This window comes from Brevibacterium sp. 239c, assembly GCF_900169365.1.
In the GTDB taxonomy this organism is placed as follows: domain Bacteria; phylum Actinomycetota; class Actinomycetes; order Actinomycetales; family Brevibacteriaceae; genus Brevibacterium.
The window spans coordinates 1-19,036 of sequence record NZ_FXZH01000025.1; the positions used below are offsets into that span (position 1 = coordinate 1).

Genomic DNA, 19,036 nt, shown 5'->3' on the forward strand with positions numbered 1-19,036 from the left:
GCTGGGTCAGGTGACGCCGGTGGAGTTCGAGGAAGCACGTTCACTGACCGACCTGGTCAGTGAAGAGGAAGTGTCTGCGCAAGCCGCGTGAGACAGATCAAGTGTCCACAACTTGCGGGGAACCTCACACTCGGGGCCAATGTATGTAATTGGTTAGTAAACGACCCAGGAAGGCTTGTAGGCGCGCGGAGAGGGAGACTAGGCAGTCTCGCGCCACGACCGTCGATTACATGGCAGGCAGCTGGGGACCACGTTCTCTAGTGAGTGCTCACCACCACGAACAATCGGCACTGGGTAATGGTCAGTCTCAGACCACACACCACCACAGTGAAAGCACGCGTCGCCATGTCGCGCAACGAGTTCTTCACGAGTAAATGACACCACCACAGGATCGAACCCGCACTGCTTCGCACGCTCCCTGAACCTCGACTCCCACTTCATATGAGGATTAGCGGCTGCATACTCAGCCACCCTCGCATTAATGCTTTCACGCTTATCCCGATACCGCCCGGCATGGTACTCCCGTAAACGCTCCTTGTTGGCCCGGTAATACTTCGCGCAAGCCTCCAAGTTAGCTTCCCGATACTTCAAGTCATCACCACGGGCGCAAACACGACACCGAGGGTTATAGCCATCCTTGCCCTGCTTCTTCTTCCAAAACTCATTCAGCGGCTTCTCAACACCGCACTTCCTGCAGACTTTCATCTCGTTCTCCTATGCTTCATACCCACAAGCCGCCCTGTGGTTGTAACTGGTATATTGCCGTGTGTGATTGTCTCTATGCCCGGGGTGAGCGCGCAGACCTTTCGACCGGGTAGTGCCAGCGTCTGCCGGGGATTGTTGTTCGCGTGCGGTGTGTTGTTCGTCGCGGTTGCGTGTTTGGTTGTGTTTCAGTTCGTTGGTTCGCTTAGCTAATGTTCTAGTGCGTGTGTGTCATGTTTGATGGCGGTTCTTGGCTTTAGTGTTTCTTCTGTTGGCTTTTATGTTGGTTCTGCTTGTCTTCGCGTGTTGTGTTTATGCGTTGTGTTCGATGGTTAAGTATTCGTTGTTCGCTTCGTTATTCATTTCTTTGCTTGTTTCATTGCTTGAATGTTTCATTGTTTGAATAATGAAGATGAACGTTGAAGTAGATCAGTTTGCAAATCAGAATGAGATTGCGATTGAGTTGACCAATCATCTGAGTTAGCTACTCAACTACTCACACTGTTGCGCTCTCGACTGTTGAGTTGTTGTGTTGCTGCTCATCGTGTTGTGTTGTGCTTACTGCCGTTCAGTGCGTGTAGCTCTTGCAGACTGTGTGGCCTGTGCTCGCCCCGCTGTGTGGGCACTGCTGGTGCGCGGGTGGGGTATGGGCTGGATAGGCCCGTGGTGGCCCGGGTGCAGTGCTACCTACACCCGGGCCGTGGAGGGTGGGCCTATGCCTCTGGTGCCCCCGGTATCTCGTGCCACCCGGTCCACTTGCGGAAGGTCCCTATGGTCGTGGACCCCCGGCGTACGACTAATCGGGTGGACTCAATGCTGACACCCTCGGGTGATGCGTCGAGGTCCACCGGGCCTGTCTCTGTAGCGATACGTATCATCCGAGCCTCATTTCACGGTGGGCCTGGGTGCGTTCCCGGGCCTTCTCGTCCTCAAGCCCCTGGGCGCGGCGCTTCACCTCAGTGGGGTCGAGTGTGAGGCTGACAGTCAATCCCATGTTGAGGGCATCCCACACGCTCAGGTCGCCTCCGTCGTGAGTCTTTCCACGGTGCAGTACATGCTGCCGCTGCTCAGCCAGGGACACATCCACGAACTTCAAATGTGGCTGAATAGTGCTACCTGATTTGCCGGTGAAGAACGGGACGAGGGCGTTCCATGCGTCGAGTACAGCTTTCGTTTTCTCAAGCGCAATGGTCGCTTCAGCACGGGCGACGTGATGCTTATCTACCCCCTTGCTGTCGAGATCGCCGCCACCGATCTGTGTGTGCTTGGCGCGGAGGACTTCCACCGCTTCGTCAAACCGGGTTTGCATCTCGTTGAGAACCTTGCCGCCGTGGGACCGGTAGTGTTCCAGGACGGCTTTGGAGTCTGCAATGTCCATGCTGATGTGTGAGTTCACGGACTGGTCGAGAAGTCGGCGCAGCAGTTCCGTCTTAATGGCCTCATTTTTGAGGGGGTCACGGTTGGCGCGGATTTCCTTAACGGTGAGTTCGTTAAGGTCTGGCCGGTCCTTTGCAACGAACTTCTTAGTTGGCTTCATTTCCGGGATGGTGATTTCGAGCCGTTTAAGTGCACGCTTAATGTTGGAGGCGGTGGACTTGTTCTCGGCTGCATTGTTGGTGATTTGCATTATGTGTTTCTCCTTAGTTGATGTTGCGATTATTGGTATTGCGGTTATCGTGTTGCACGGGTAATGCCGTTATGGTCGCCGCCGTGAGTGGCCGCCATATTCTGCAAGCGTTCCCATTCGGCGTGTGACATGCCTGTCGGGTTGTTGGCTTGCATGTCAATGACGGGGGCGTCTGGTTTCCATACGTGAGGGGCCGGTGCAGGTTTAGGTGTTTCACCTCGCATGGCTGCCAGAAACGCCCGTTCCTCAGCTTCACTAAGCCTCATGATCAACCTTTCTTGATTGCGTGTTGCAGGACGCTGCGGAGCGCTCTCATTTGGATTTGAAGTGATGAAGCGTAATTGCCGAGTTCATATAGTTCATCAATGACAGCGCTTTTGCTGAGCGTGTCGGGGTCTGCTGAGATGCGTACCCCACGGGCAATTTCGAATTCACGTTCTGGTCGGTCATTCATGCTTGTGCTCCTTGTGTTCGTCAAGTGCGTTTACAATTCCGGTCGCTAGGGTTATTGCCCCTGCCGTGGATAGGTAGATTCGGTAGGTGCCGAACATGAGGGACACGCCTTCACGACCGTCTGCGAGGATCGCGGGGAAAAATTTCATGTGTGCCTCGGCGTTCGCGTTGGACTTGCGGTGGCAGTCGTATTCTTGGACTGGTCTCAAAGTGTTCTGCTTTCCAGGTCTGTGCGAATGCGTTCTAGGATGGAAGACATGTAGTCGAGTTTGTTCTCAATCCTTGTGGCGCGGTCTGCGATGGCGGCGAGTGTTTTCTGCTGCTGTTTCAACTGCTCAGTGAGGTCTTTCATGGATTCCTCCGGGTCTGTGTCGGATGGTTGTGGTTTTGTCTTCTTCGACGCAATCGACTAATGCGTTAGCGAGTGCGACGGCGAAGCCTTTGTGGATGAATAGTTCTATTTCGTTTCCTAGTCGGACTGCGACGAGTGGTGTTTTCCCGTTAGCTGCTACGGCGGGTTGTACTTCCCAGTTGTTTTTTTTTTTGTTGTCGCGTTGTTTTCTGTGCTGTGGTTGCTGTTTCACCGGCTGACACCGCCCCGCCATGATTTCTGGTTGCAAGGCATGCACGACGGGACGCAGTTATCCAGGCTGTGCTCCCCGCCGTGAACCACAGGGACTGGGTAATGGTCAACGCCTGACCATTCGCCGCCGCAGTGATGGCAGGAGTCTCCCCATTTCGCTATCAGGTGCTCACGGGTGAACGGAAAAATTACTGCTTCGATGCCGTATTTATTGGCTCGTTCGCGATATTTTGACTGCCACTTGACCTGCGGGTTTAAGCGATAGTATTCGCGCTTCTCAGCCGCTATCTTGTCCCTGTTCGCGGCCCGGATACGGCGACTGTCCTCGCGGATACGTTCACGGTTAGCTTCGTAGTACTGGCGATGCCGACCTAAGGTCTTTCCTCTGTTCGCCTCGCGGTACCGCTTATCAACGGCAGATTTGCACGATTTGCAATATGAAAGCCTTCCACCTTTACTCGGCTTGTTTTTCGGGTATTCGTCTAGCGGTTTCTCAATCTTGCATTTGCTGCATGTCTTCACTTTTTGTCCCTGTCGATGCCTGCCCAGATTCCGGTGGTTTCTCCGATGGATTCAGCAAACTCATTGCAAGCGGCCTTTGCTGGGCAGTCGCCGCATAGTCGGATTGCTAACTCCTTGTCGGCTTTGCGGTTACTCGTCCACTCGGGTCGCGAATGGCAGGGCGTGACCTCACCCCGTGCGAAGAAGCTCTGGAGGTGCATCCAAGCGTCGAGTGATTCCTTTGGCACACCGAAACCTGCTAAGGATATTCCCTCGTCTTCTGCAGCCTTGTGGGGCCGTGTGGAGCCGCGAATATAGTCAGACATTGAACCACCGGTCCTTGAGTGTGTAGAGCCACGAGAAATTGGATATAAACGCTGCGAGAATCATCGCGGCATCGGTCGGTGTCATTTGGTTTCCTGTTCTGAGATTGAAATTGCGTTTTCGAGTCGGCGGATGAGGTGTTTCACTTCGCTGTTCGTGAGGAACATGAAGACTGAGCCGAGCTTGATGTTTACGGCAGGGCCACCAGATGCGGATACTGCTGGGCTTACGCGGGACTGTTTTGCGTGTCGCCGGTTTCTGTCGTAGTGGAATTCGCTTTCTTGGAACACCTTTGCTGTCATGCTGTCATTTCCTGTCATTTTCGCCGAGGACGAGTGTTTGCGCTGGTCAGGTGTCGTATTCATGCCGCCTGTCCTTCTGTCATCGCTTCCGAGAGTCCCCAGATCACCGTCTTACGCTCAGAGGGCACCTCAACGACGATCCCGGCATCCGTAAGTGACTTGAACCAGTCGTATGCCTCGGGAACGCTCGACTTGCCACCGAAGCCGATACGTCGAACTTCACGCTCGGTCATCGGGCCTTCGCTGCTGAGCCGTTCAACTAGCTTCTTGTTTCGTCGAGCCTCAACATCCCCGAACAACTCATGGACCGAGGACATGGAATAGCTAACGACGGCGGCTGCTGCGTTGATGTGCCGAACGTCGATCACATGGGATTCGTCAATGATTGCGTAGATCAATGCAAGGCGAAGTATCTGGGGGCGAGTCCTTCCCAGTGCTTCTGATGCTTTGCTATCACCTGATACTCGGAACCTTGGCCCTTACTGAACCCATGCTTCCTGCGCTCTTTCAGTAAGCCGGTACTCGCCCTTGTGGACGGTTCGGAAGATGCTTTGCAGGATGCCAGTAACCTGGTTGAGTTCGTCCTCGGTCATTCCTTTTGGAATGGCTACGGCTGGTTGCACGTTCACGCGAATGAAGGTGAGCCGGTTGACGAACCCGTTGTGAAAGTCTGCCGATGAGAGTTCAGATTCCAGACCACGTGGGGTGACGTGACCCACGACAGTCACATGATGTTCATGGGCGGAATAGCTGTTGGACTTCCTGTTGAGGCTTCCCAGTGGTTTGCCGTCCCATGCTGATTGGAGAATCTGCGAAAGGATGGAGCTGTCGCGCTTCGACTTCCTCAGCACCGACGTGAATTCTTCTTCGATGACGATGAGGCGGGGGTCTGGGTAAACCTCATTGCCCGTCTCGATATCCTTCTCTGGTGAGAGGTGGTCAATGATGCCTTCGCCCGAGCTGAGACCGGCGACGAGGTTGGACTTCATGTAGATCGGATCAAAGGCTTTAAAGGCTCGTCTGATTGCCCCGGATGACGTGCCCTTGCCCGCTGCTGTCTCTCCGACAACGATGGGCCAAATGACCGGCTGGTGTTTATCGTCGCCGATCATGACGTAGGAGTCTTTGCCGACGTAGTTGCCGATGAATGCAAGCGTGTGGGCTAGTACGCCTTCCCTGCTTGCTTCTGTGTGCCCCTGCTTGTGCAGGAGGTTGACCAGGATTTCGGTGTTGCCTTGAAAGGCTTTGTTGCTCAACTGCATAGTGTCTCCAATGAGATGTGATGACAGATGGACAGATGCCCCATTTAGGGGGTCTGACCAGGGAATATGACTGTCCTGCCGCTAAATGTCAGGAAATGACAGATGGACAGGTGCTACTTGATGCCGTGTTTCTTGCGTGCTTCGGCAGTGTTGACCATGCCGATGGTCCGCTTCGATATGGCTTGGTTTTTCGCCCGTAACCATTCGCGTTCCGCTGTCTGTGCGGCGGTGACGCGGGGATAACCTTCGGGCCACCAAGCGGGGTCATAGACAGTCACGCGCACCACCTGCACTCAGTCGATAGGCAGTCCACACCGTGTACTGCGCGTACTCCGGTCGGGTCTTTGACGATGGTGTCGGCGTTTGGTTTCGCGCCACCTTTACCGGCTGGGTGTGCTGCCATGCACCGATCACGTTCGAGTCGTGCGGCGTACTGTGCGGCCTGTTCCCGGCACCGCTGTAGCTTTGCTTGCCTCTCAGTCATGGTCATCCCCCATAGGCCGGGATGGGCGTATACAGGGCCAGGAGGTCACTGTCCGCGATCCTGACGCGACGGCCAATCTTGTAGGCGGGAAGGTCACCGTTTGCGATGTGGCGACGGATCGTGATTTCTGAGAGTCCCGTTGTCTTCGCTGCTGTGGCGATGGTTTGCGTTGGGAACTCGGTGAGCGTAGAGTTCTTTGTGTTCGGCAAGGTGTTACCCCTTTGCTGTTTTGCTTGGAAACTTGAATAAGTTAAGCCCCGCTTCTGTGACCAGACAGTCAGCGGGGCTACAAGCGCGTTTTAGGCGCGTGGGAGTAGTTTACACCATTAGTCAAATCCTCTCTTTAGGGTTCAGGCGTAGTAGTGCCTTGGGCAAGAATGTGTGGGAGTAAGCGTGAGTGTTCTTTCGCTTAGGGTCAATTCTCCCATGAGTTCCAGTGTCGAAACGTATTTGCTTCGACCGTCCACAGGCTGCACAACGGGGACTCCCCCGACATTGCTGGCCGGTTAGCTGGTGTTTTCGCATAAGAATTTCCTTTCTCCACAGCGTTGTCGGCGTGTCGGTGGTGGAACCGTATCAGGACCGCTCATTGCATTTCGGGCACGAAAAAGGCCCCCAGCGTGATGCTGAGAGCCTTGCTTTTGGGTACTACAAATATTACTGTATCTGCGTCGGCGGCGAACCACTGAACGGAACACCGTCGCTCGACGGATTTGGTGTATCTGTGGCTACGATTCCAGGGCATGACAAATAAGCCTAGGTTTCGTAGCCGAGTTCACAACAGCTACCCGCACTCCGACGCTAAGCCAGATTCTGCGGTGAACGTCCAGACGTGCTTCCTGGGCCGCTCAGTGGACCTAGTGCCGAAGCTCTAGTGCCCATCCCGTGCAGTGAGTGTTCCCTGCATAGGAGCTGGGACCGCCAGTACTAGCGCGAATCCCTGCGCCGGGGGCGAACCCCGCGTGCGCTGACATCATTGTCAATATGTCAGAGACTACATGAGAGTAACGTCAAAGTCAATTCATGACTATTCATGTCAGTTGTTGTCTATGGATTTAGACAGACTGCCAGCCAGCATTGCGAGCCGGTCTCTCGTGGCGTGCTGGTACTTTGCTACGACTTCTGCCGACGAGTGCCCCGCATATCGTTTCAGTTCTTCGAGAGTTGCACCGGCTTGTCCAATGCGGGTTAGTGCCGTGTGCCTGAGTCCGTGGAAAGTGAAATTCTCTAACTGGTCATTCTCATGCTCCGCGTTCCAAGCTTCACGCGCATCATTAAAACGGTTGCGCAGATAGTTCGGGTGCGTCCACTTCTCCCCCACTCTCGGGAACAGCAGAGCCGTCTTAGCCTTCCCCACATGATTCTCTAAATGGTCACTCACTGCGTCATTGAGGGCACCAGGAATGGGCACAGAGCGGACACCAGCCTCAGACTTAGGTTCGGTCTCATACAGTCCTTTACCGCGTGCCTGGACCTGCCTAGAGATGTTCAACCATAGTTGCCCGTTCACGTCTGTGAGGTCGGAGCGTTTCAGGGCGAGGACTTCACCCAGGCGAACAGCACACCACCCCGAAAACAGAATGGCGAGACGGTACTGGGGTGGCACGTGGTCGGCAATGAACGTCAACTGCTCCACCGTGGCTACAGGCTCACTATCCCTATGTGCGGGACGGTGTTTAGCGGCCCCGGATACCTTGCAGGGTGAGGTTTCTATGTACGGCTCAAATGCCGATGATTGGCCCCGTGCATCGCCTGCTGCGTAATTGAAGAACGCCGATGCTGTCAGGTAGACGGAACGGGCAACACCGCGCCCTTTAGTCTCAGTGAGCTTCGTGAACCAGTCCTCAATGTCTTTGACGGTGATTTCAGCTATGGGACGGTGGCCGAATGTGGGTGCGACGTGTGACCTGAACCGAGATTCATACGTGTAGATGGTGCCCCGTGCCTTGCCAGACGTTTCGAGGAATGCAAAGTACTTCTCAGCCACATGGTCAACTGTGACCGTGGACCGCTCTTGCTCCTGTACCTGCTCGCGCTCTTGAGCCTTACGGGTGGACATGGGCACGAACACACCCCGCGCTATGTCTGACTTCGCGTTGACCAGTCCCGCCTTCGCGTCTGTGAGGGTGTCGAACTGTCCTATGGACTGTTGCTTGCCTTGGTAGTAGACACGGGCGCGGTAGCGGCCTTTGGGGGTTTTGTTGATGCCCTGGGGTAGTTTCTCGGTCTTCGCCATGGGCTAAGTATAGGACTACTCTGGGACTAGTCTCACGCTGTATGACGGTGGTTCACGATTACTCAAGATCACTGGGACTAGTTGCTACATCCCCGAATTCTAGGGGAAAACCCCGGATTCATGCGGATTGTGCTATCCTGAAGTGGAGCTTAGGGGAATCGAACCCCTGACCTTTTCATTGCGAACGAAACGCTCTACCAACTGAGCTAAAGCCCCTTCGTTCTTCACTTTACGCCGAAGGTCCCGCCCTGCACAAAACGGCATCGCACCGGCAACGGTCCAGGTTCGGTTGACTCACTGCGACTGGCGGTACAGGGTGGAAGAAATCCCCCTCGTGGAAGGACGAACAATGGCTCAGGAATTCGGAACTGTCATCATCGGCGCCGGAATCGGCGGCGGAACCGCGGTCGAGGCTCTGCGCGAGCGCGGCTACTCAGGGTCCATCGCTCTCATCGGTGCAGATCCGGCCGCACCCTATTACCGCCCGGACCTGTCCAAGAAGGTCATGCTCGAAGGGTCTGACCCGGCAGAGTCGGCACTGCGCGGAGCAGACTGGTATCCCGCCCACGATGTGACGACGTTCTTCGGCACCGCTGTCACGGAACTGGATGCGAAGAATCAGACCCTCACCCTCGACAGCGGCGAAAGTCTCACCTACGGGCAGGTCATCCTGGCCAACGGATCCACCCCGCGAACCCTGGAGGTGCCGGGCGCAGAACTGGCCAACATCCACACTCTTCGCGATGCGGGTGATGCTGTGGCCATCCGCTCGCAATTCAGCCAGGGCAATAAGGTCGTCATCATCGGCGGTGGCTGGGTCGGACTCGAAGTCGCGGCAGCAGCACAGAACGCCGGCTGTGAGATCACGGTCGTCCTGCGGTCGACTCCCCCACTGAAGTCGGCCCTCGGCGCGGAGATCGGTCAGTACTTCGAAGAGCTGCACCGGTCCAACGGCATCGAGTTCGTCACCGAGGCCGAGACCACCGGCTTCTCAGGATCGAAGGCCGTCGAATCCGTCCAGACCAGTGCCGGTGTCCTGCCTGCCGACCTGGTCGTCGTGGGGATCGGCGCCGACCCCACTATCGAACTGGCCACGTCAGCAGGCTTAGACATCGATAACGGCGTCCTCGTCGATGAGCACATGCGCTCCAGCGATCCCAACATCTTCGCCATCGGCGATATCGCTGCAGCTCAGAACACACTGCTGAAGCAGCGTCTGCGCGTCGAACACTGGGACAACGCTGTTCGCCAGGCCGAGGTCGCAGCATCGACAATCACCGGCGGGGACAAGGAATACGACTGGCAGCCGTACTTCTACACCGACCAGTTCGACCTCGGCATGGAATACGTCGGCCATGGCACCAGTGACGACGACGTCGTCATCCGCGGCGACAAGTCCAGCGGTGAGTTCATTGTCTTCTGGACTCGCGGCGGCGCCGTCACAGCGGCTATGAACGTCAACATCTGGGATGTAGGCGACGAGCTTCGCGCACTCATCGGCAAGAGCGTATCCGCTGCACGCCTGCAGGACGAGTCGATCGAGCTCACAGAACTCTGAGTTCGAGTCCACCCTGTCATGGAGTCACTGTTCGCCGACGAGGCCTTCGACCGCCGCCCCCGCGTCATCGCACCGGGGGCGGTCTGGTTGCCTGGTTTCCTCGACGACGCGGCACAAGCCTGGATCATCAGGCAGTACACGATATGGCAGTCCGGACCTGTGCCTGCACATGCGACATCGATCGCCGGGCACCCGATGAGTGTGAAGACAATCGGACTCGGCTGGCATTGGCAGCCGGGCCGCTATGATCGCCACGCCCGCGATGTCAATGGGGAGCGGGTGCTGTCATTCCCTGACTGGATGACTCGCCTGGGCAGCCAGGTCATCTCCCAGGCCGCCGAGGTGGTGGCTGAGGACGTTGGCTCCCCGAGTCAGGCTCCCGAGCTGTGGGGTCTGGTCCCCGAGGACTACCGCCCGGATGTCGCGCTCGTGAACTACTACGATGCGCAGGCGAAGATGGGCATGCACCAAGACAAGGACGAATTCGATCCTGCTCCGGTCGTGTCCTTGTCACTTGGTGACACGTGCATCTTCCGGTTCGGCAACACGCGCAACCGGAACAAACCCTTTGAGGACATTCGGCTGGCCTCCGGCGACGCCTTCGTCTTCGGCGGACCTGCCCGCTTCGCCTATCACGGGGTGACATCGATCCGGGTGGCCACCGCACCCGAGTGCGGTCGTCTGGATCACCTCGGCGGGGGCAGGATCAACATCACGATGCGCACCACAGGCAAGGACTAAGCGGACGACTCCAGCGAGTCCGGGTCCTCATCGACGACTCCCTCAGGTGGGCGGGCTAAACGATTCGGCGCGGTCTTGCGAAAGACAGGCTGCCCTGAGAGAACACTGGCACGCGACAGAGTGTTACTGGCCACCGACGACACGATGATCAGACACAGCACAGCAACAGCGGCCATGAGCAGGGAACTCCAGCTGAAGCCCTCAGTGTGGATGTCGTAGACGTAGACCGCTGCCACGATCAGAGGCATGCCCAACCCTGTGGCCGGTGAGAACACGTTGATTCGGGACAGTGCGTCGCGGACTCGGAACATCGCAAGCGCGGAGAACAGCATGAGGAGGGATCCGGTGATCCCGAAGACACCGACAAGGGTGGTCGCTACAGCATCGCTCATCAACGCAGCCCCCTTGTCAGGATTCGTGACAGGGCGACGGTGGCCAGAATGCCGACCATCGATGAGAGGAAGATTGCGTCGAGGACGATCGACGAGGATACGAGGATGCCGAACATCGTGAGCATACCGATGGCGGAGAAGTACATGAGGTCGCTGACGATTGCTCGCGACCCCAGGTCCTTGGCGGTGAGAACCCTGACGAGACCGAGGATGACGGCCGCGGCGAGGATGACGATGCAGATGCTGACGACAAGGGTCATGGGCGTTCTTCCTCCTGTTCGACTTCGGCGAGGGGGGCCGCCGGTGACGATGGCGCCCGCCCCCTGGTCATAGCAAGCAGTCGTGACTCCATGTCGTAGAGGCCCTCCAAAGCGGCCTCTTCCGAATCCTCGAAGAGAGCATGGACGAAGAAGACCGGCGGCTGTGTGGAGGTGCCGGCGGCGATGGCGGCAACCAGGGTTCCGGGGGTGATGGTGATCGATGAGGCGAATAGGGTCACCTCGAGGTCGGTCACGCACCGCAGCGGTACCTCGACGATCATCGGATGCGCGTATTGGCCGGGACGGAAGAGTCGGGTGACGATCGTCAGCGACCCGGTCACGATTGCCCAGCCGATATAGGCCAGATAGGTGATGCCGTGGATAACGCGCATCATGGCGTCGTCACCGCCTCGATGTAGGCGCTGTGGTCAAGAAGTCCGGCCGCGGCCCGGGTCGTGACCTCGAGCAGCGGCTCGGGGTAGGCGAAGATGGCCACAGACATTGCGATCATGATCGTTCCCGGCACCAGCAGTCGAGCGGGAATCCGAACGCTCCTCATGATGGGTTCGGCCGGGGCCCGGCCGGTATCGGCGGAATCGGGGCGGTAGGTCTGCATCGGTGGTCCCCAGAAGGTGTTGCGCCACAGCCGCTGGAGCGCCAGCAGACTGATGAGAGCGCCGACGACGATCGCGCCGACCAGCCACCACCCCAGGCTGTCCCCGCTGCCGATTGCTGCGGTGATCAGTCCGACCTTGCCCCACAGCCCCGAGGTCGGCGGGAGACCGATGAGTGAGAAGAGACCCAGGATCATCAGGATCGTGGCCCATCGTTCCCGGCTGGCCATTCCGGTCAGCTTTCGGAATGAGCCGCTGCCATAGGTCTGCTCGACTGCTCCCATGATGAGGAGGAGACCTGACATCGTGATCATGTGGTGGACCATGTAGAAGGCGCCGGCGCCCAGCGCCGTCGAGGTCAGAAGGACCACACCGAGGAGGATGTGCCCCACCCCGCTCGTCATCTGGAAGGCAAGGACGTTGCGGACCCTGTTCTGCCCGAATCCGGACAATGAGCCGATGAGGATGCTGGCTATTGCGATGACGCTGATGACGTTGACCCAAGCGGCCGGTTCACCATAGACGGTGGTGTAGACGCGGTAGATCGCGTAGAGAGCGACCTTCGAGTGCAGTCCCGAGAACAGGGACATCATTCCCGCCGAGGTGTTCGGGTAGCTGCGCACGAGCCAGCCGTGGAATGGTGCCCCACCGGCCTTGATGATCAGGGCGAAGAGCACAACGCCGATGGCCAATGCTCCCTGCCCGGTCGGAGCCCCCATCTGGGCGAGGATCGCAATATTGACGGTGCCGTTGGCGCCGTAGACGAAACCGACTCCGATGAGCAGGATCGTCGAGGTGAGCAGGTTGACCATCACGTACATGCGACCCACGCCGAGGCGGCGCCAGGTTCCGGTCACCGCGATGAGTGCGTAGGCCGGCAGCACCATGACTTCGATGAAGACGAAGAAGTTGAACAGGTCCCCGGTCAGCAGCGCACCGTAGACACCGGTGAGCATCATCAGGATCAGGGCGGGAACGAAACGGTACTGGTCCTCACCGGTGGCGATGAGGAAGATGCAGCTGGCGATGGCGACAACGGAGGTCAGGACCAGCATCAGCGCGGTGAAGGTGTCGGAGACGAAGGGGATCGCCAGGCCAGGAACGTAGCCGCCGACAGAATGGGCCAGCACCGGTTGGCGTTGGTGGACGAAGAGCAGAACGATGCCGGAGATACCGACGAAGCTCGGGGCAGCCAACAGCACGACGCGGTCGAATGTGCGCGAAGTGATGAGTACGCTCAGCGCCGAGAACAGGAGCGGGATGCCGATGAGCAGGAGCAGGAAGGCTGAGTTCATGATTCTCGACCCTCCCCTGTCTCCGGGGCCCGTTTCTGATCGTCGTCATGGCCGAGCACAGCCAGAGCAAGCATGAAGATCGTCACCGCCAAGGTGATGACGATGGCGGTGAGGACGAAGGCCTGCGGCAGCGGGTCAGCGGCCAGGCTCTGATCACCCCGATCGCTGAGAGGTTCGACGCGCCAGGCCCCGACTCCTGCGGAGAGCAGGATGAAGTTCGCGGCGTGGGAGACGAGCGTGAGCCCGAAGACTCCTCTGACCATCGACCGCTGCATCATCAGATACACGCCGCCTGCGGTGAGTACACCGATGGTGATGGCTAGGACCATTTCGCAGCCTCCTGCTCATCTGTCGGCGACTGCTCCGCTGTTTCGCCGCTTGACCTCTCGACGGGAGCATCGCCGTGGAGGATATGAGTCGATGATGCTCTTACCTTGGCATCCGGGTCGGCGTCCTTCGACCGTCGGTCCCGGGAAGGTCGCTCCCCTCTGATCGAGTCCAACGGTCCGCTGAGCTCACCGTAGAGCAGCTCATCGGCACGTTCGCGAGTGCGTTCGACATCGCGGCGGATGATGCCATTGGTCAGCACGTCGTCACCGGCTGGCGTGGCCGCAGAGTCGGAGACTCCGAGGAGGTTGAACGAGGCCAGGATGAGGCCGAGGACCGCGAGGTAGACACCGAGGTCGAAGAGCATCGAGGTGGTGAAGTGTTGGCCCAGGAACTCCGCGTGCAGGGGTTCGAGGAACGAACCGACAGCGATGAGGCCGATGAGTCCGGTCACGACTGCGGTGGCCACGCCGGAGCCGATGAGGTAGAGCGGGGCACGTGGCGGGCCGATGGCTCTGTCCTTGGCCGTGGACATGTAGAGCAGGCCGATGACCGCGGATCCGATGAGTGCGGCTATGAAGCCGCCACCGGGTTCGTTGTGACCGCGCCAGAAGACGACCAGAGAGGTGATCGCCAGCAGGGGGCCGAGCACTCTGATCGTCAGCTGCTGGGGAATCACATTCGGCCAGGCCTCGTGGACCGCGCGATAGGCCGTCGTGCCGCGGGGGCGGATCGAGATCCACGCCTGCCGAGGTGGTTCGGGGATGTTCTCGGCCGGAGGGTCGATGAACTTGTCCTTGACCGTCGACATCACCGCGACGATCGCGATGCCGGCCATGCCGAGGACCGTGAGCTCCCCCAGCGTGTCCAGAGCACGGAATTCCACGAGGATCGTGTTGACGATATTGTGCCCGCCGCTGATGTCCGGGGCGTTGTCGATGTAGTAGAGACCGAGGTCGGACCGTTCTCGACGCCCGTTGAGAGCCAGCGTCAGCACGGTCGCGGCCAGACCGACGACGAGGGCGAAGATCACGCGGATGGCCTGCAGACGCTTCGGGTATCGCCAGAAGGAACGTGGAAGCTTCTGCAGCACCAGCATGATGACGATGATCGTCATCGCCTCAACGAGCAGCTGGGTGAGGGTGACGTCCGGGGCACCAAGAGCCAAGATCTGAACCGTGGCGAGGATGCCGACTCCCGACAGCGCGACAACTGTGGTCAGACGCGAGTGGGAGGTGCAGACGACGAGCACGGCGATGGTGATGAGGACGAGGAGGACAATGTCGATGGGTCGCCACAGACCATCCTGCAGCGGTGGCAGATCCGGGTAGATGATCGGCACAGCAGAGAATGCGAGCACAGCGAGACCGCCCAGCGACATTGCCAGGTAGGGACCGGAATTCATCGGCTTGGCGAAGATGCTCAGTCCACGACCCGCTCGGCGCAGGACCCAGGTGAGGCCGCTCATGACATCGGCGCCATCGAATCCGAGGGCGGCTCGGTGGAAGAAGACGAAGACGCGGGAGCGGTTGAAGATGATGATCACGCCGACCGCGATGATCAGCGCAGAGGCGATGAGTTCTGCGTTGACCCCATGCCACAGTGCCAAGTCTGTAGGCCCCGTTGACTCGAACAGGGAAGCACGAACAGCCTGGCTGATGGGGTTGTCGAAGACGAACAGGGCGAAGCTCAGCGGAATAGACGCGAAAATCGGCACAGCAGCGGAAACGAGCATGACGGGCGAGCCGTGTCCCAGGCGGGCCCGGTCCACGCGCTTTCCATCGATGAAGGCACCCCACACGGTCTTCGCACAGTAGGCGAAGGTCAGCACCGAAGCACCCACGGCCACCAGCAGTGCTGCCCAGGCGGTCCAGGCCGAACCCGGAGTATCGCCGAATGCGGTGAAGAGCGCCTCCTTCGACACGAAGCCGAGCAGCGGAGGTATTCCCGCCATCGAGGCGCAGCCGACGATCATGACGGCGAAGGAGACCGGTGCCGCGCGCATCAGTCGTGGGATTCTGGTCAATTCGCGGGTTCCTGTGAGGTGGTCGATGACGCCGACCATCATGAACAGACCGGATTTGAACAGGGCGTGAGCGATGACGTGCAGGATCGCCGCGGCGATCGCTGCCTCGGAGCCGATGCCGATCACCGCGGTGATCAGCCCCAGCTGCGACACCGTGGAATAGGCCATCAGCTTCTTGACGTCGTACTGGTGGAGGGCGAACCAGCCGCCGATGCAGGCGGTGATGAGGCCGGCGACGATGAGCAGAGTGTTCCAAGCAGGAGTGGCGTGGAAGGCCGGCGTGAACCGCAGCAGCAAGAAGATGCCGGCCTTGACCACGGCGGCAGCATGCAGATAGGCAGAGACCGGGGTGGCCGCGGCCATCGCGTCGGGCAGCCAGGAGTGGAAGGGGAACTGCGCCGATTTGGTCATCGCCGCGACCGCGATGAGGATGGCCACCAGCGTCGTCACCGGTGCCTGTCCCGACCAGACCGGTGAACTCAGCGCCTCGTTGATGTTCGTGGTCCCGGTGACCGCGATGATGGTTCCGGTGGCTATAAGCAGAGAGAGTCCGCCGATGAAGGTGATGAACATGGTCCGCAGCGACGGACCCTGACCGGGCGAACCTGACCGGGCGATGAGGAAGAAAGATGCCAGGGATGTCAGCTCCCAGCAGACGAACAGCACCAGAAGGTCGTTGCTGAGGACGAGCATCACCATGGAGAAGGTGAAGATCACCATCAGCCAGTAGAAACTCGTGTTTCGCCCCGGGGACAGGTAGGCGGTCGAATAGACGAAGACGATCGCGCCGATGATCAGGGCTATAAAGGTGAAGATGACCCCGATGCCATCGGCACGAAGCGCCAGATCGACCCCGAACGCAGGGATCCACTGGAAGGACACTTCCGGGGTGGACCCGGACATCACCTCGGCGGCGGTGGGGGTGAAAAGGGCGGCGATTGCGAGGTAGGCGACCGCCAGGAGCCATCCGCTGGTTCGGCGGAGCCAGCGAGTGATGATGGGCGTGACGATGATGAGCGCTGCGAGTGCGACAACGGTTAGGATCATGACCGAGGCCTCAGGGCCCCGAACGCGGGTGATGCTTCCTTCACTCACTGACCCTTCGTCACGATGAACGCAATCTCGGATGAACGCAGACTTACAAATGATCAGACTATCTACTCGGAGTTCCATGAGCAAAAGCACAAGCAAACCTCTGACGACCGAAACGATCCGCGTATTCTTCGATGCCCGCTTCACCCGAACGACCCACCACGACGGCATCTCCCGCTACGGATCGCGCCTGTTGGCTGCACTCCTCGCCGCCGTGCGGGGAACCGGTATCGAGGTCACTGCGATCATCAACGACGAAGCTCAGCTTGATCTGCTTCCCGATTGTGCGTGGGTCAAGCTCAACTCCCCCACCTCACCTGCAGAACTCTTCATTGCGCGCAAGCTCAATCGACTCGGTGCCGATGTGGTCTTCTCGACGATGCAGGTCATGGGGTCGACAGGACGCAGATACGGTCTCATTCTGACCGTCCACGATCTCATCTACTATTCTCATCCGCTGCCCCCTGCCGACCTGCCCTCAGCCATCCGGCTGCTGTGGCGGGCCTACCATCTCAGCTACGCACCACAGCGTCTCCTGCTGGGCCGTGCCGATGCGATTGCAGCGGTGAGCCGGACTACGAAGGGTCTCATCGCCGAGCACAAGCTGTCATCGAAGCCGGTCACTGTCGTGTCCAATGCAGCCGAGCTATCCGTCAGCGGTGTGCGAACCGTGAGCCGCCATGATGAGAAGTCCCTGGTCTACATGGGCGCGTTTCTGCCGTACAAGAACGTCGAGACTCTCATTCGCTCACTGGCACATCTGCCCGGTTGGACACTGCACATTGCGAGCCGGATCGAGGGCAGACGTGAAGCCGCGCTGCGCGCGCTCATCCCTGACCACGCGAAGGTGGTCTTCCACCGAGGGGTCAGCGATGAGGAGTATGCCCAGCTGCTCGAGGGAGCGACCGCTCTGGTCACGGCCTCTCAGGAAGAGGGATTCGGGCTTCCCGTCATCGAGGCGATGGCGCAGGGAGTGCCCGTCGCGATCTCGGACATTCCGATCTTCCATGAGATCGCTGGAGACGCTGCCGTCTACTTCGACTGCACCGATGCCAAGGACGTGGCTTCCGCGATCAGTCGTCTCACCGATCCCGAGCTGTGGTCAGAGCTCTCTGCGGCGGGGCAGCACCAGGCGCAGTCCTTCGATTGGGATTCGTCTGCACGGACGCTGGTGGACATGATCCGCACGGTTCACGCATCACGACAGTGATTGCGAGCCGGCGGCGCGCGAACCGAGGGCGCGTGAGCTCCGAGCAGGGCATACCACGGTTAGGAGGGGACGGTGCCCCAGCTGCGCAGGATCCAGTTGGTTCCGGTGAAGCCGAATTCGCCGTGTCCGCAGTTGCCCAGGACAGCCAAACGACCCGAACCGTCCATGCCGAGCAGCAGTTCTGCAGCGGCGCGCAGAACCGCTCCATGCGCCACGATGGCGATGGTCTGGGCTTCTGTGCCATCGATGATGTCCGTGATCGCCGAGGCGACGCGCCGACCCGATTCGGAGCGGGATTCGCCACCTGGCGGGTTCATATCAGCTCCGCTGAGCCATTGTTCAAGTTCCTCGGGCCAGGATTCGCTGAGCTCCGCGCGGGTATGACCTTCCCATTGGCCGAAGGCGGTCTCACGAAGACGCTCGTCACGTGTGACGTCTACGTTCAGAAGTGACGCGAGCTCATCGGCGGTAGCAGCGGCTCTCGATAAGTCGGAGGAGACGATGAGGTCAGGCTGCAGTTTGCTGAGGTAGCTCGCTGCTTGCGCAGCCTGGTTCCGCCCCAGTTCGTTGAGCGGGATGTCGGTCTGACCTTGGAACCGGCGTTCGAGGTTGTAGTCAGTCTGGCCATGCCGCCAGAAGATGACCGTTCTGGTCATTGAGTGTCGCCGGCGCCTGCGGGCGCAGGCAGCTGCAGATCGATGACAGGGCAGTCATTCCACAGGCGTTCGAGCGCGTAGTATTCGCGCTGTTCCTGCGAGAAGACGTGGACGACGATGTCACCGAAGTCCAGGAGAACCCAGTCGCCGCTCCCCCTGCCTTCTCGGCGCAACGGTGTATGACCATAGGTCGTCTGCAGAGCTTCTTCGACAGCGTCGACGATCGACGCAATCTGCCGATCGTTCTCTGCCGAGATGATGAGGAAGGCATCGGTGATGTACAGAGTGGCACTCACGTCGAGGGCCACTTGATCGGTGCCGAACTTCTCGTCCGCCGCGCGGGCGGCAGTCCTCAGCATTTGGGTTGTTTCAACGATCTCGCTCACAAGAG

Annotated in this window: 23 protein-coding genes and 1 tRNA gene; 3 read left to right on the plus strand and 21 right to left on the minus strand. The window is 59.1% G+C overall.

Annotated features, from left to right (window positions below; genetic code table 11):
• Positions 1 to 198: 198 nt before the first annotated feature.
• The 13 genes from BSP239C_RS21415 to BSP239C_RS17930 form a co-directional block, all read right to left on the minus strand.
• Entirely contained in the window at positions 199 to 705 is a 507-nt protein-coding gene (locus BSP239C_RS21415; RefSeq protein ID WP_145997494.1) for an HNH endonuclease, read from the minus strand.
• A gap of 871 nt (positions 706 to 1,576) precedes the next feature.
• Positions 1,577 to 2,329, minus strand: a complete 753-nt coding sequence (locus BSP239C_RS17885; protein ID WP_101574710.1) for a hypothetical protein — start codon at positions 2,327 to 2,329, stop codon at positions 1,577 to 1,579.
• Positions 2,330 to 2,597: 268 nt separating this feature from the next.
• On the minus strand, positions 2,598 to 2,783 hold the full coding sequence (locus BSP239C_RS17890; protein ID WP_101574711.1) for a hypothetical protein: 186 nt from the start codon (positions 2,781 to 2,783) through the stop codon (positions 2,598 to 2,600).
• Between the two features lie 204 nt (positions 2,784 to 2,987).
• Positions 2,988 to 3,134, minus strand: a complete 147-nt coding sequence (locus tag BSP239C_RS20820) for a hypothetical protein (RefSeq protein ID WP_180959091.1) — start codon at positions 3,132 to 3,134, stop codon at positions 2,988 to 2,990.
• Positions 3,135 to 3,362: 228 nt separating this feature from the next.
• On the minus strand, positions 3,363 to 3,887 hold the full coding sequence (locus tag BSP239C_RS21420) for an HNH endonuclease (protein ID WP_180959092.1): 525 nt from the start codon (positions 3,885 to 3,887) through the stop codon (positions 3,363 to 3,365).
• Positions 3,884 to 4,192, minus strand: coding sequence for a WhiB family transcriptional regulator (locus BSP239C_RS21425; protein WP_101574713.1), 309 nt, complete (start codon positions 4,190 to 4,192; stop codon positions 3,884 to 3,886). Before BSP239C_RS21425 ends, BSP239C_RS21420 begins: the two co-directional genes overlap by 4 nt.
• An 81-nt stretch (positions 4,193 to 4,273) precedes the next feature.
• Positions 4,274 to 4,555 carry a hypothetical protein gene (locus tag BSP239C_RS17905; protein ID WP_101574714.1) on the minus strand — a complete coding sequence of 94 codons (282 nt, stop codon included), beginning with the start codon at positions 4,553 to 4,555 and terminating at the stop codon, positions 4,274 to 4,276.
• Positions 4,552 to 4,890, minus strand: a complete 339-nt coding sequence (locus BSP239C_RS17910) for a hypothetical protein (RefSeq protein ID WP_101574715.1) — start codon at positions 4,888 to 4,890, stop codon at positions 4,552 to 4,554. Before BSP239C_RS17910 ends, BSP239C_RS17905 begins: the two co-directional genes overlap by 4 nt.
• Before the next feature lie 81 nt (positions 4,891 to 4,971).
• The gene (locus BSP239C_RS17915; protein WP_101574716.1) at positions 4,972 to 5,754 is read right to left on the minus strand and encodes a hypothetical protein; all 783 of its coding nucleotides are present in this window, start codon (positions 5,752 to 5,754) and stop codon (positions 4,972 to 4,974) included.
• A 113-nt stretch (positions 5,755 to 5,867) separates the two neighbouring features.
• Positions 5,868 to 6,032, minus strand: coding sequence for a hypothetical protein (locus BSP239C_RS20825; RefSeq protein ID WP_180959093.1), 165 nt, complete (start codon positions 6,030 to 6,032; stop codon positions 5,868 to 5,870).
• A 208-nt stretch (positions 6,033 to 6,240) separates the two neighbouring features.
• Positions 6,241 to 6,447: a helix-turn-helix domain-containing protein gene (locus BSP239C_RS17920; RefSeq protein WP_101574717.1), complete on the minus strand. Its 207-nt coding sequence runs from the start codon at positions 6,445 to 6,447 to the stop codon at positions 6,241 to 6,243.
• 827 nt (positions 6,448 to 7,274) lie between these two features.
• Positions 7,275 to 8,474 (minus strand): site-specific integrase, encoded by a 1,200-nt coding sequence (locus BSP239C_RS17925; protein ID WP_101574718.1) that lies wholly within the window; start codon positions 8,472 to 8,474, stop codon positions 7,275 to 7,277.
• 143 nt (positions 8,475 to 8,617) lie between these two features.
• Positions 8,618 to 8,690: transfer RNA gene (locus BSP239C_RS17930), tRNA-Ala, on the minus strand.
• A gap of 133 nt (positions 8,691 to 8,823) precedes the next feature.
• Here BSP239C_RS17930 and BSP239C_RS17935 point away from each other — a divergent pair.
• The gene (locus BSP239C_RS17935) at positions 8,824 to 10,032 is read left to right on the plus strand and encodes an NAD(P)/FAD-dependent oxidoreductase (RefSeq protein WP_101574719.1); all 1,209 of its coding nucleotides are present in this window, start codon (positions 8,824 to 8,826) and stop codon (positions 10,030 to 10,032) included.
• Positions 10,033 to 10,050: 18 nt separating this feature from the next.
• Positions 10,051 to 10,773 carry an alpha-ketoglutarate-dependent dioxygenase AlkB gene (locus BSP239C_RS17940; protein ID WP_101574720.1) on the plus strand — a complete coding sequence of 241 codons (723 nt, stop codon included), beginning with the start codon at positions 10,051 to 10,053 and terminating at the stop codon, positions 10,771 to 10,773.
• On the opposite strand, the gene BSP239C_RS17945 is transcribed toward BSP239C_RS17940, so the two are convergent.
• From BSP239C_RS17945 to BSP239C_RS17970, 6 genes are read right to left on the minus strand one after another with little or no spacing between them, the layout of a single operon-like run.
• Complete coding sequence (locus BSP239C_RS17945; protein WP_101574721.1) at positions 10,770 to 11,165, minus strand: monovalent cation/H(+) antiporter subunit G; 396 nt, start codon at positions 11,163 to 11,165, stop codon at positions 10,770 to 10,772. The two genes, BSP239C_RS17940 and BSP239C_RS17945, sit on opposite strands and share 4 nt — an antisense overlap.
• Complete coding sequence (locus tag BSP239C_RS17950) at positions 11,165 to 11,425, minus strand: monovalent cation/H+ antiporter complex subunit F (protein WP_101574722.1); 261 nt, start codon at positions 11,423 to 11,425, stop codon at positions 11,165 to 11,167. Before BSP239C_RS17950 ends, BSP239C_RS17945 begins: the two co-directional genes overlap by 1 nt.
• Positions 11,422 to 11,820, minus strand: a complete 399-nt coding sequence (locus tag BSP239C_RS17955) for a Na+/H+ antiporter subunit E (RefSeq protein ID WP_308298081.1) — start codon at positions 11,818 to 11,820, stop codon at positions 11,422 to 11,424. Before BSP239C_RS17955 ends, BSP239C_RS17950 begins: the two co-directional genes overlap by 4 nt.
• Entirely contained in the window at positions 11,817 to 13,334 is a 1,518-nt protein-coding gene (locus BSP239C_RS17960) for a monovalent cation/H+ antiporter subunit D family protein (protein WP_101574723.1), read from the minus strand. The genes BSP239C_RS17955 and BSP239C_RS17960 overlap by 4 nt, the downstream gene beginning before the upstream one ends.
• On the minus strand, positions 13,331 to 13,663 hold the full coding sequence (locus tag BSP239C_RS17965; RefSeq protein ID WP_101574724.1) for a sodium:proton antiporter: 333 nt from the start codon (positions 13,661 to 13,663) through the stop codon (positions 13,331 to 13,333). Before BSP239C_RS17965 ends, BSP239C_RS17960 begins: the two co-directional genes overlap by 4 nt.
• Positions 13,654 to 16,734 (minus strand): DUF4040 family protein, encoded by a 3,081-nt coding sequence (locus tag BSP239C_RS17970; RefSeq protein WP_101574750.1) that lies wholly within the window; start codon positions 16,732 to 16,734, stop codon positions 13,654 to 13,656. The genes BSP239C_RS17965 and BSP239C_RS17970 overlap by 10 nt, the downstream gene beginning before the upstream one ends.
• A 124-nt stretch (positions 16,735 to 16,858) precedes the next feature.
• Here BSP239C_RS17970 and BSP239C_RS17975 point away from each other — a divergent pair, with 124 nt between their 5' ends.
• Entirely contained in the window at positions 16,859 to 17,989 is a 1,131-nt protein-coding gene (locus BSP239C_RS17975) for a glycosyltransferase family 1 protein (protein WP_180959094.1), read from the plus strand.
• A gap of 59 nt (positions 17,990 to 18,048) precedes the next feature.
• Here BSP239C_RS17975 and BSP239C_RS17980 read toward each other — a convergent pair whose 3' ends face one another.
• Both BSP239C_RS17980 and rsfS read right to left on the minus strand, forming a co-directional pair.
• The gene (locus tag BSP239C_RS17980) at positions 18,049 to 18,645 is read right to left on the minus strand and encodes a histidine phosphatase family protein (protein ID WP_101574725.1); all 597 of its coding nucleotides are present in this window, start codon (positions 18,643 to 18,645) and stop codon (positions 18,049 to 18,051) included.
• The gene (rsfS, locus tag BSP239C_RS17985; protein ID WP_101574726.1) at positions 18,642 to 19,004 is read right to left on the minus strand and encodes a ribosome silencing factor; all 363 of its coding nucleotides are present in this window, start codon (positions 19,002 to 19,004) and stop codon (positions 18,642 to 18,644) included. The genes BSP239C_RS17980 and rsfS overlap by 4 nt, the downstream gene beginning before the upstream one ends.
• Positions 19,005 to 19,036 lie beyond the last annotated feature (32 nt).

Coding starts and splice junctions, on each gene's coding strand:
- BSP239C_RS21415 (WP_145997494.1), bottom strand. CDS start 705: ATGAAAGTCTGCAGGAAGTGCGGTGTTGAGAAGCCGCTGAATGAGTTT.
- BSP239C_RS17885 (WP_101574710.1), bottom strand. CDS start 2,329: ATGCAAATCACCAACAATGCAGCCGAGAACAAGTCCACCGCCTCCAAC.
- BSP239C_RS17890 (WP_101574711.1), bottom strand. CDS start 2,783: ATGAATGACCGACCAGAACGTGAATTCGAAATTGCCCGTGGGGTACGC.
- BSP239C_RS20820 (WP_180959091.1), bottom strand. CDS start 3,134: ATGAAAGACCTCACTGAGCAGTTGAAACAGCAGCAGAAAACACTCGCC.
- BSP239C_RS21425 (WP_101574713.1), bottom strand. CDS start 4,192: ATGTCTGACTATATTCGCGGCTCCACACGGCCCCACAAGGCTGCAGAA.
- BSP239C_RS17905 (WP_101574714.1), bottom strand. CDS start 4,555: ATGAATACGACACCTGACCAGCGCAAACACTCGTCCTCGGCGAAAATG.
- BSP239C_RS17915 (WP_101574716.1), bottom strand. CDS start 5,754: ATGCAGTTGAGCAACAAAGCCTTTCAAGGCAACACCGAAATCCTGGTC.
- BSP239C_RS17925 (WP_101574718.1), bottom strand. CDS start 8,474: ATGGCGAAGACCGAGAAACTACCCCAGGGCATCAACAAAACCCCCAAA.
- BSP239C_RS17935 (WP_101574719.1), top strand. CDS start 8,824: ATGGCTCAGGAATTCGGAACTGTCATCATCGGCGCCGGAATCGGCGGC.
- BSP239C_RS17940 (WP_101574720.1), top strand. CDS start 10,051: ATGGAGTCACTGTTCGCCGACGAGGCCTTCGACCGCCGCCCCCGCGTC.
- BSP239C_RS17945 (WP_101574721.1), bottom strand. CDS start 11,165: ATGAGCGATGCTGTAGCGACCACCCTTGTCGGTGTCTTCGGGATCACC.
- BSP239C_RS17950 (WP_101574722.1), bottom strand. CDS start 11,425: ATGACCCTTGTCGTCAGCATCTGCATCGTCATCCTCGCCGCGGCCGTC.
- BSP239C_RS17955 (WP_308298081.1), bottom strand. CDS start 11,820: ATGATGCGCGTTATCCACGGCATCACCTATCTGGCCTATATCGGCTGG.
- BSP239C_RS17960 (WP_101574723.1), bottom strand. CDS start 13,334: ATGAACTCAGCCTTCCTGCTCCTGCTCATCGGCATCCCGCTCCTGTTC.
- BSP239C_RS17965 (WP_101574724.1), bottom strand. CDS start 13,663: ATGGTCCTAGCCATCACCATCGGTGTACTCACCGCAGGCGGCGTGTAT.
- BSP239C_RS17970 (WP_101574750.1), bottom strand. CDS start 16,734: ATGATCCTAACCGTTGTCGCACTCGCAGCGCTCATCATCGTCACGCCC.
- BSP239C_RS17975 (WP_180959094.1), top strand. CDS start 16,859: ATGAGCAAAAGCACAAGCAAACCTCTGACGACCGAAACGATCCGCGTA.
- BSP239C_RS17980 (WP_101574725.1), bottom strand. CDS start 18,645: ATGACCAGAACGGTCATCTTCTGGCGGCATGGCCAGACTGACTACAAC.
- rsfS (WP_101574726.1), bottom strand. CDS start 19,004: ATGCTGAGGACTGCCGCCCGCGCGGCGGACGAGAAGTTCGGCACCGAT.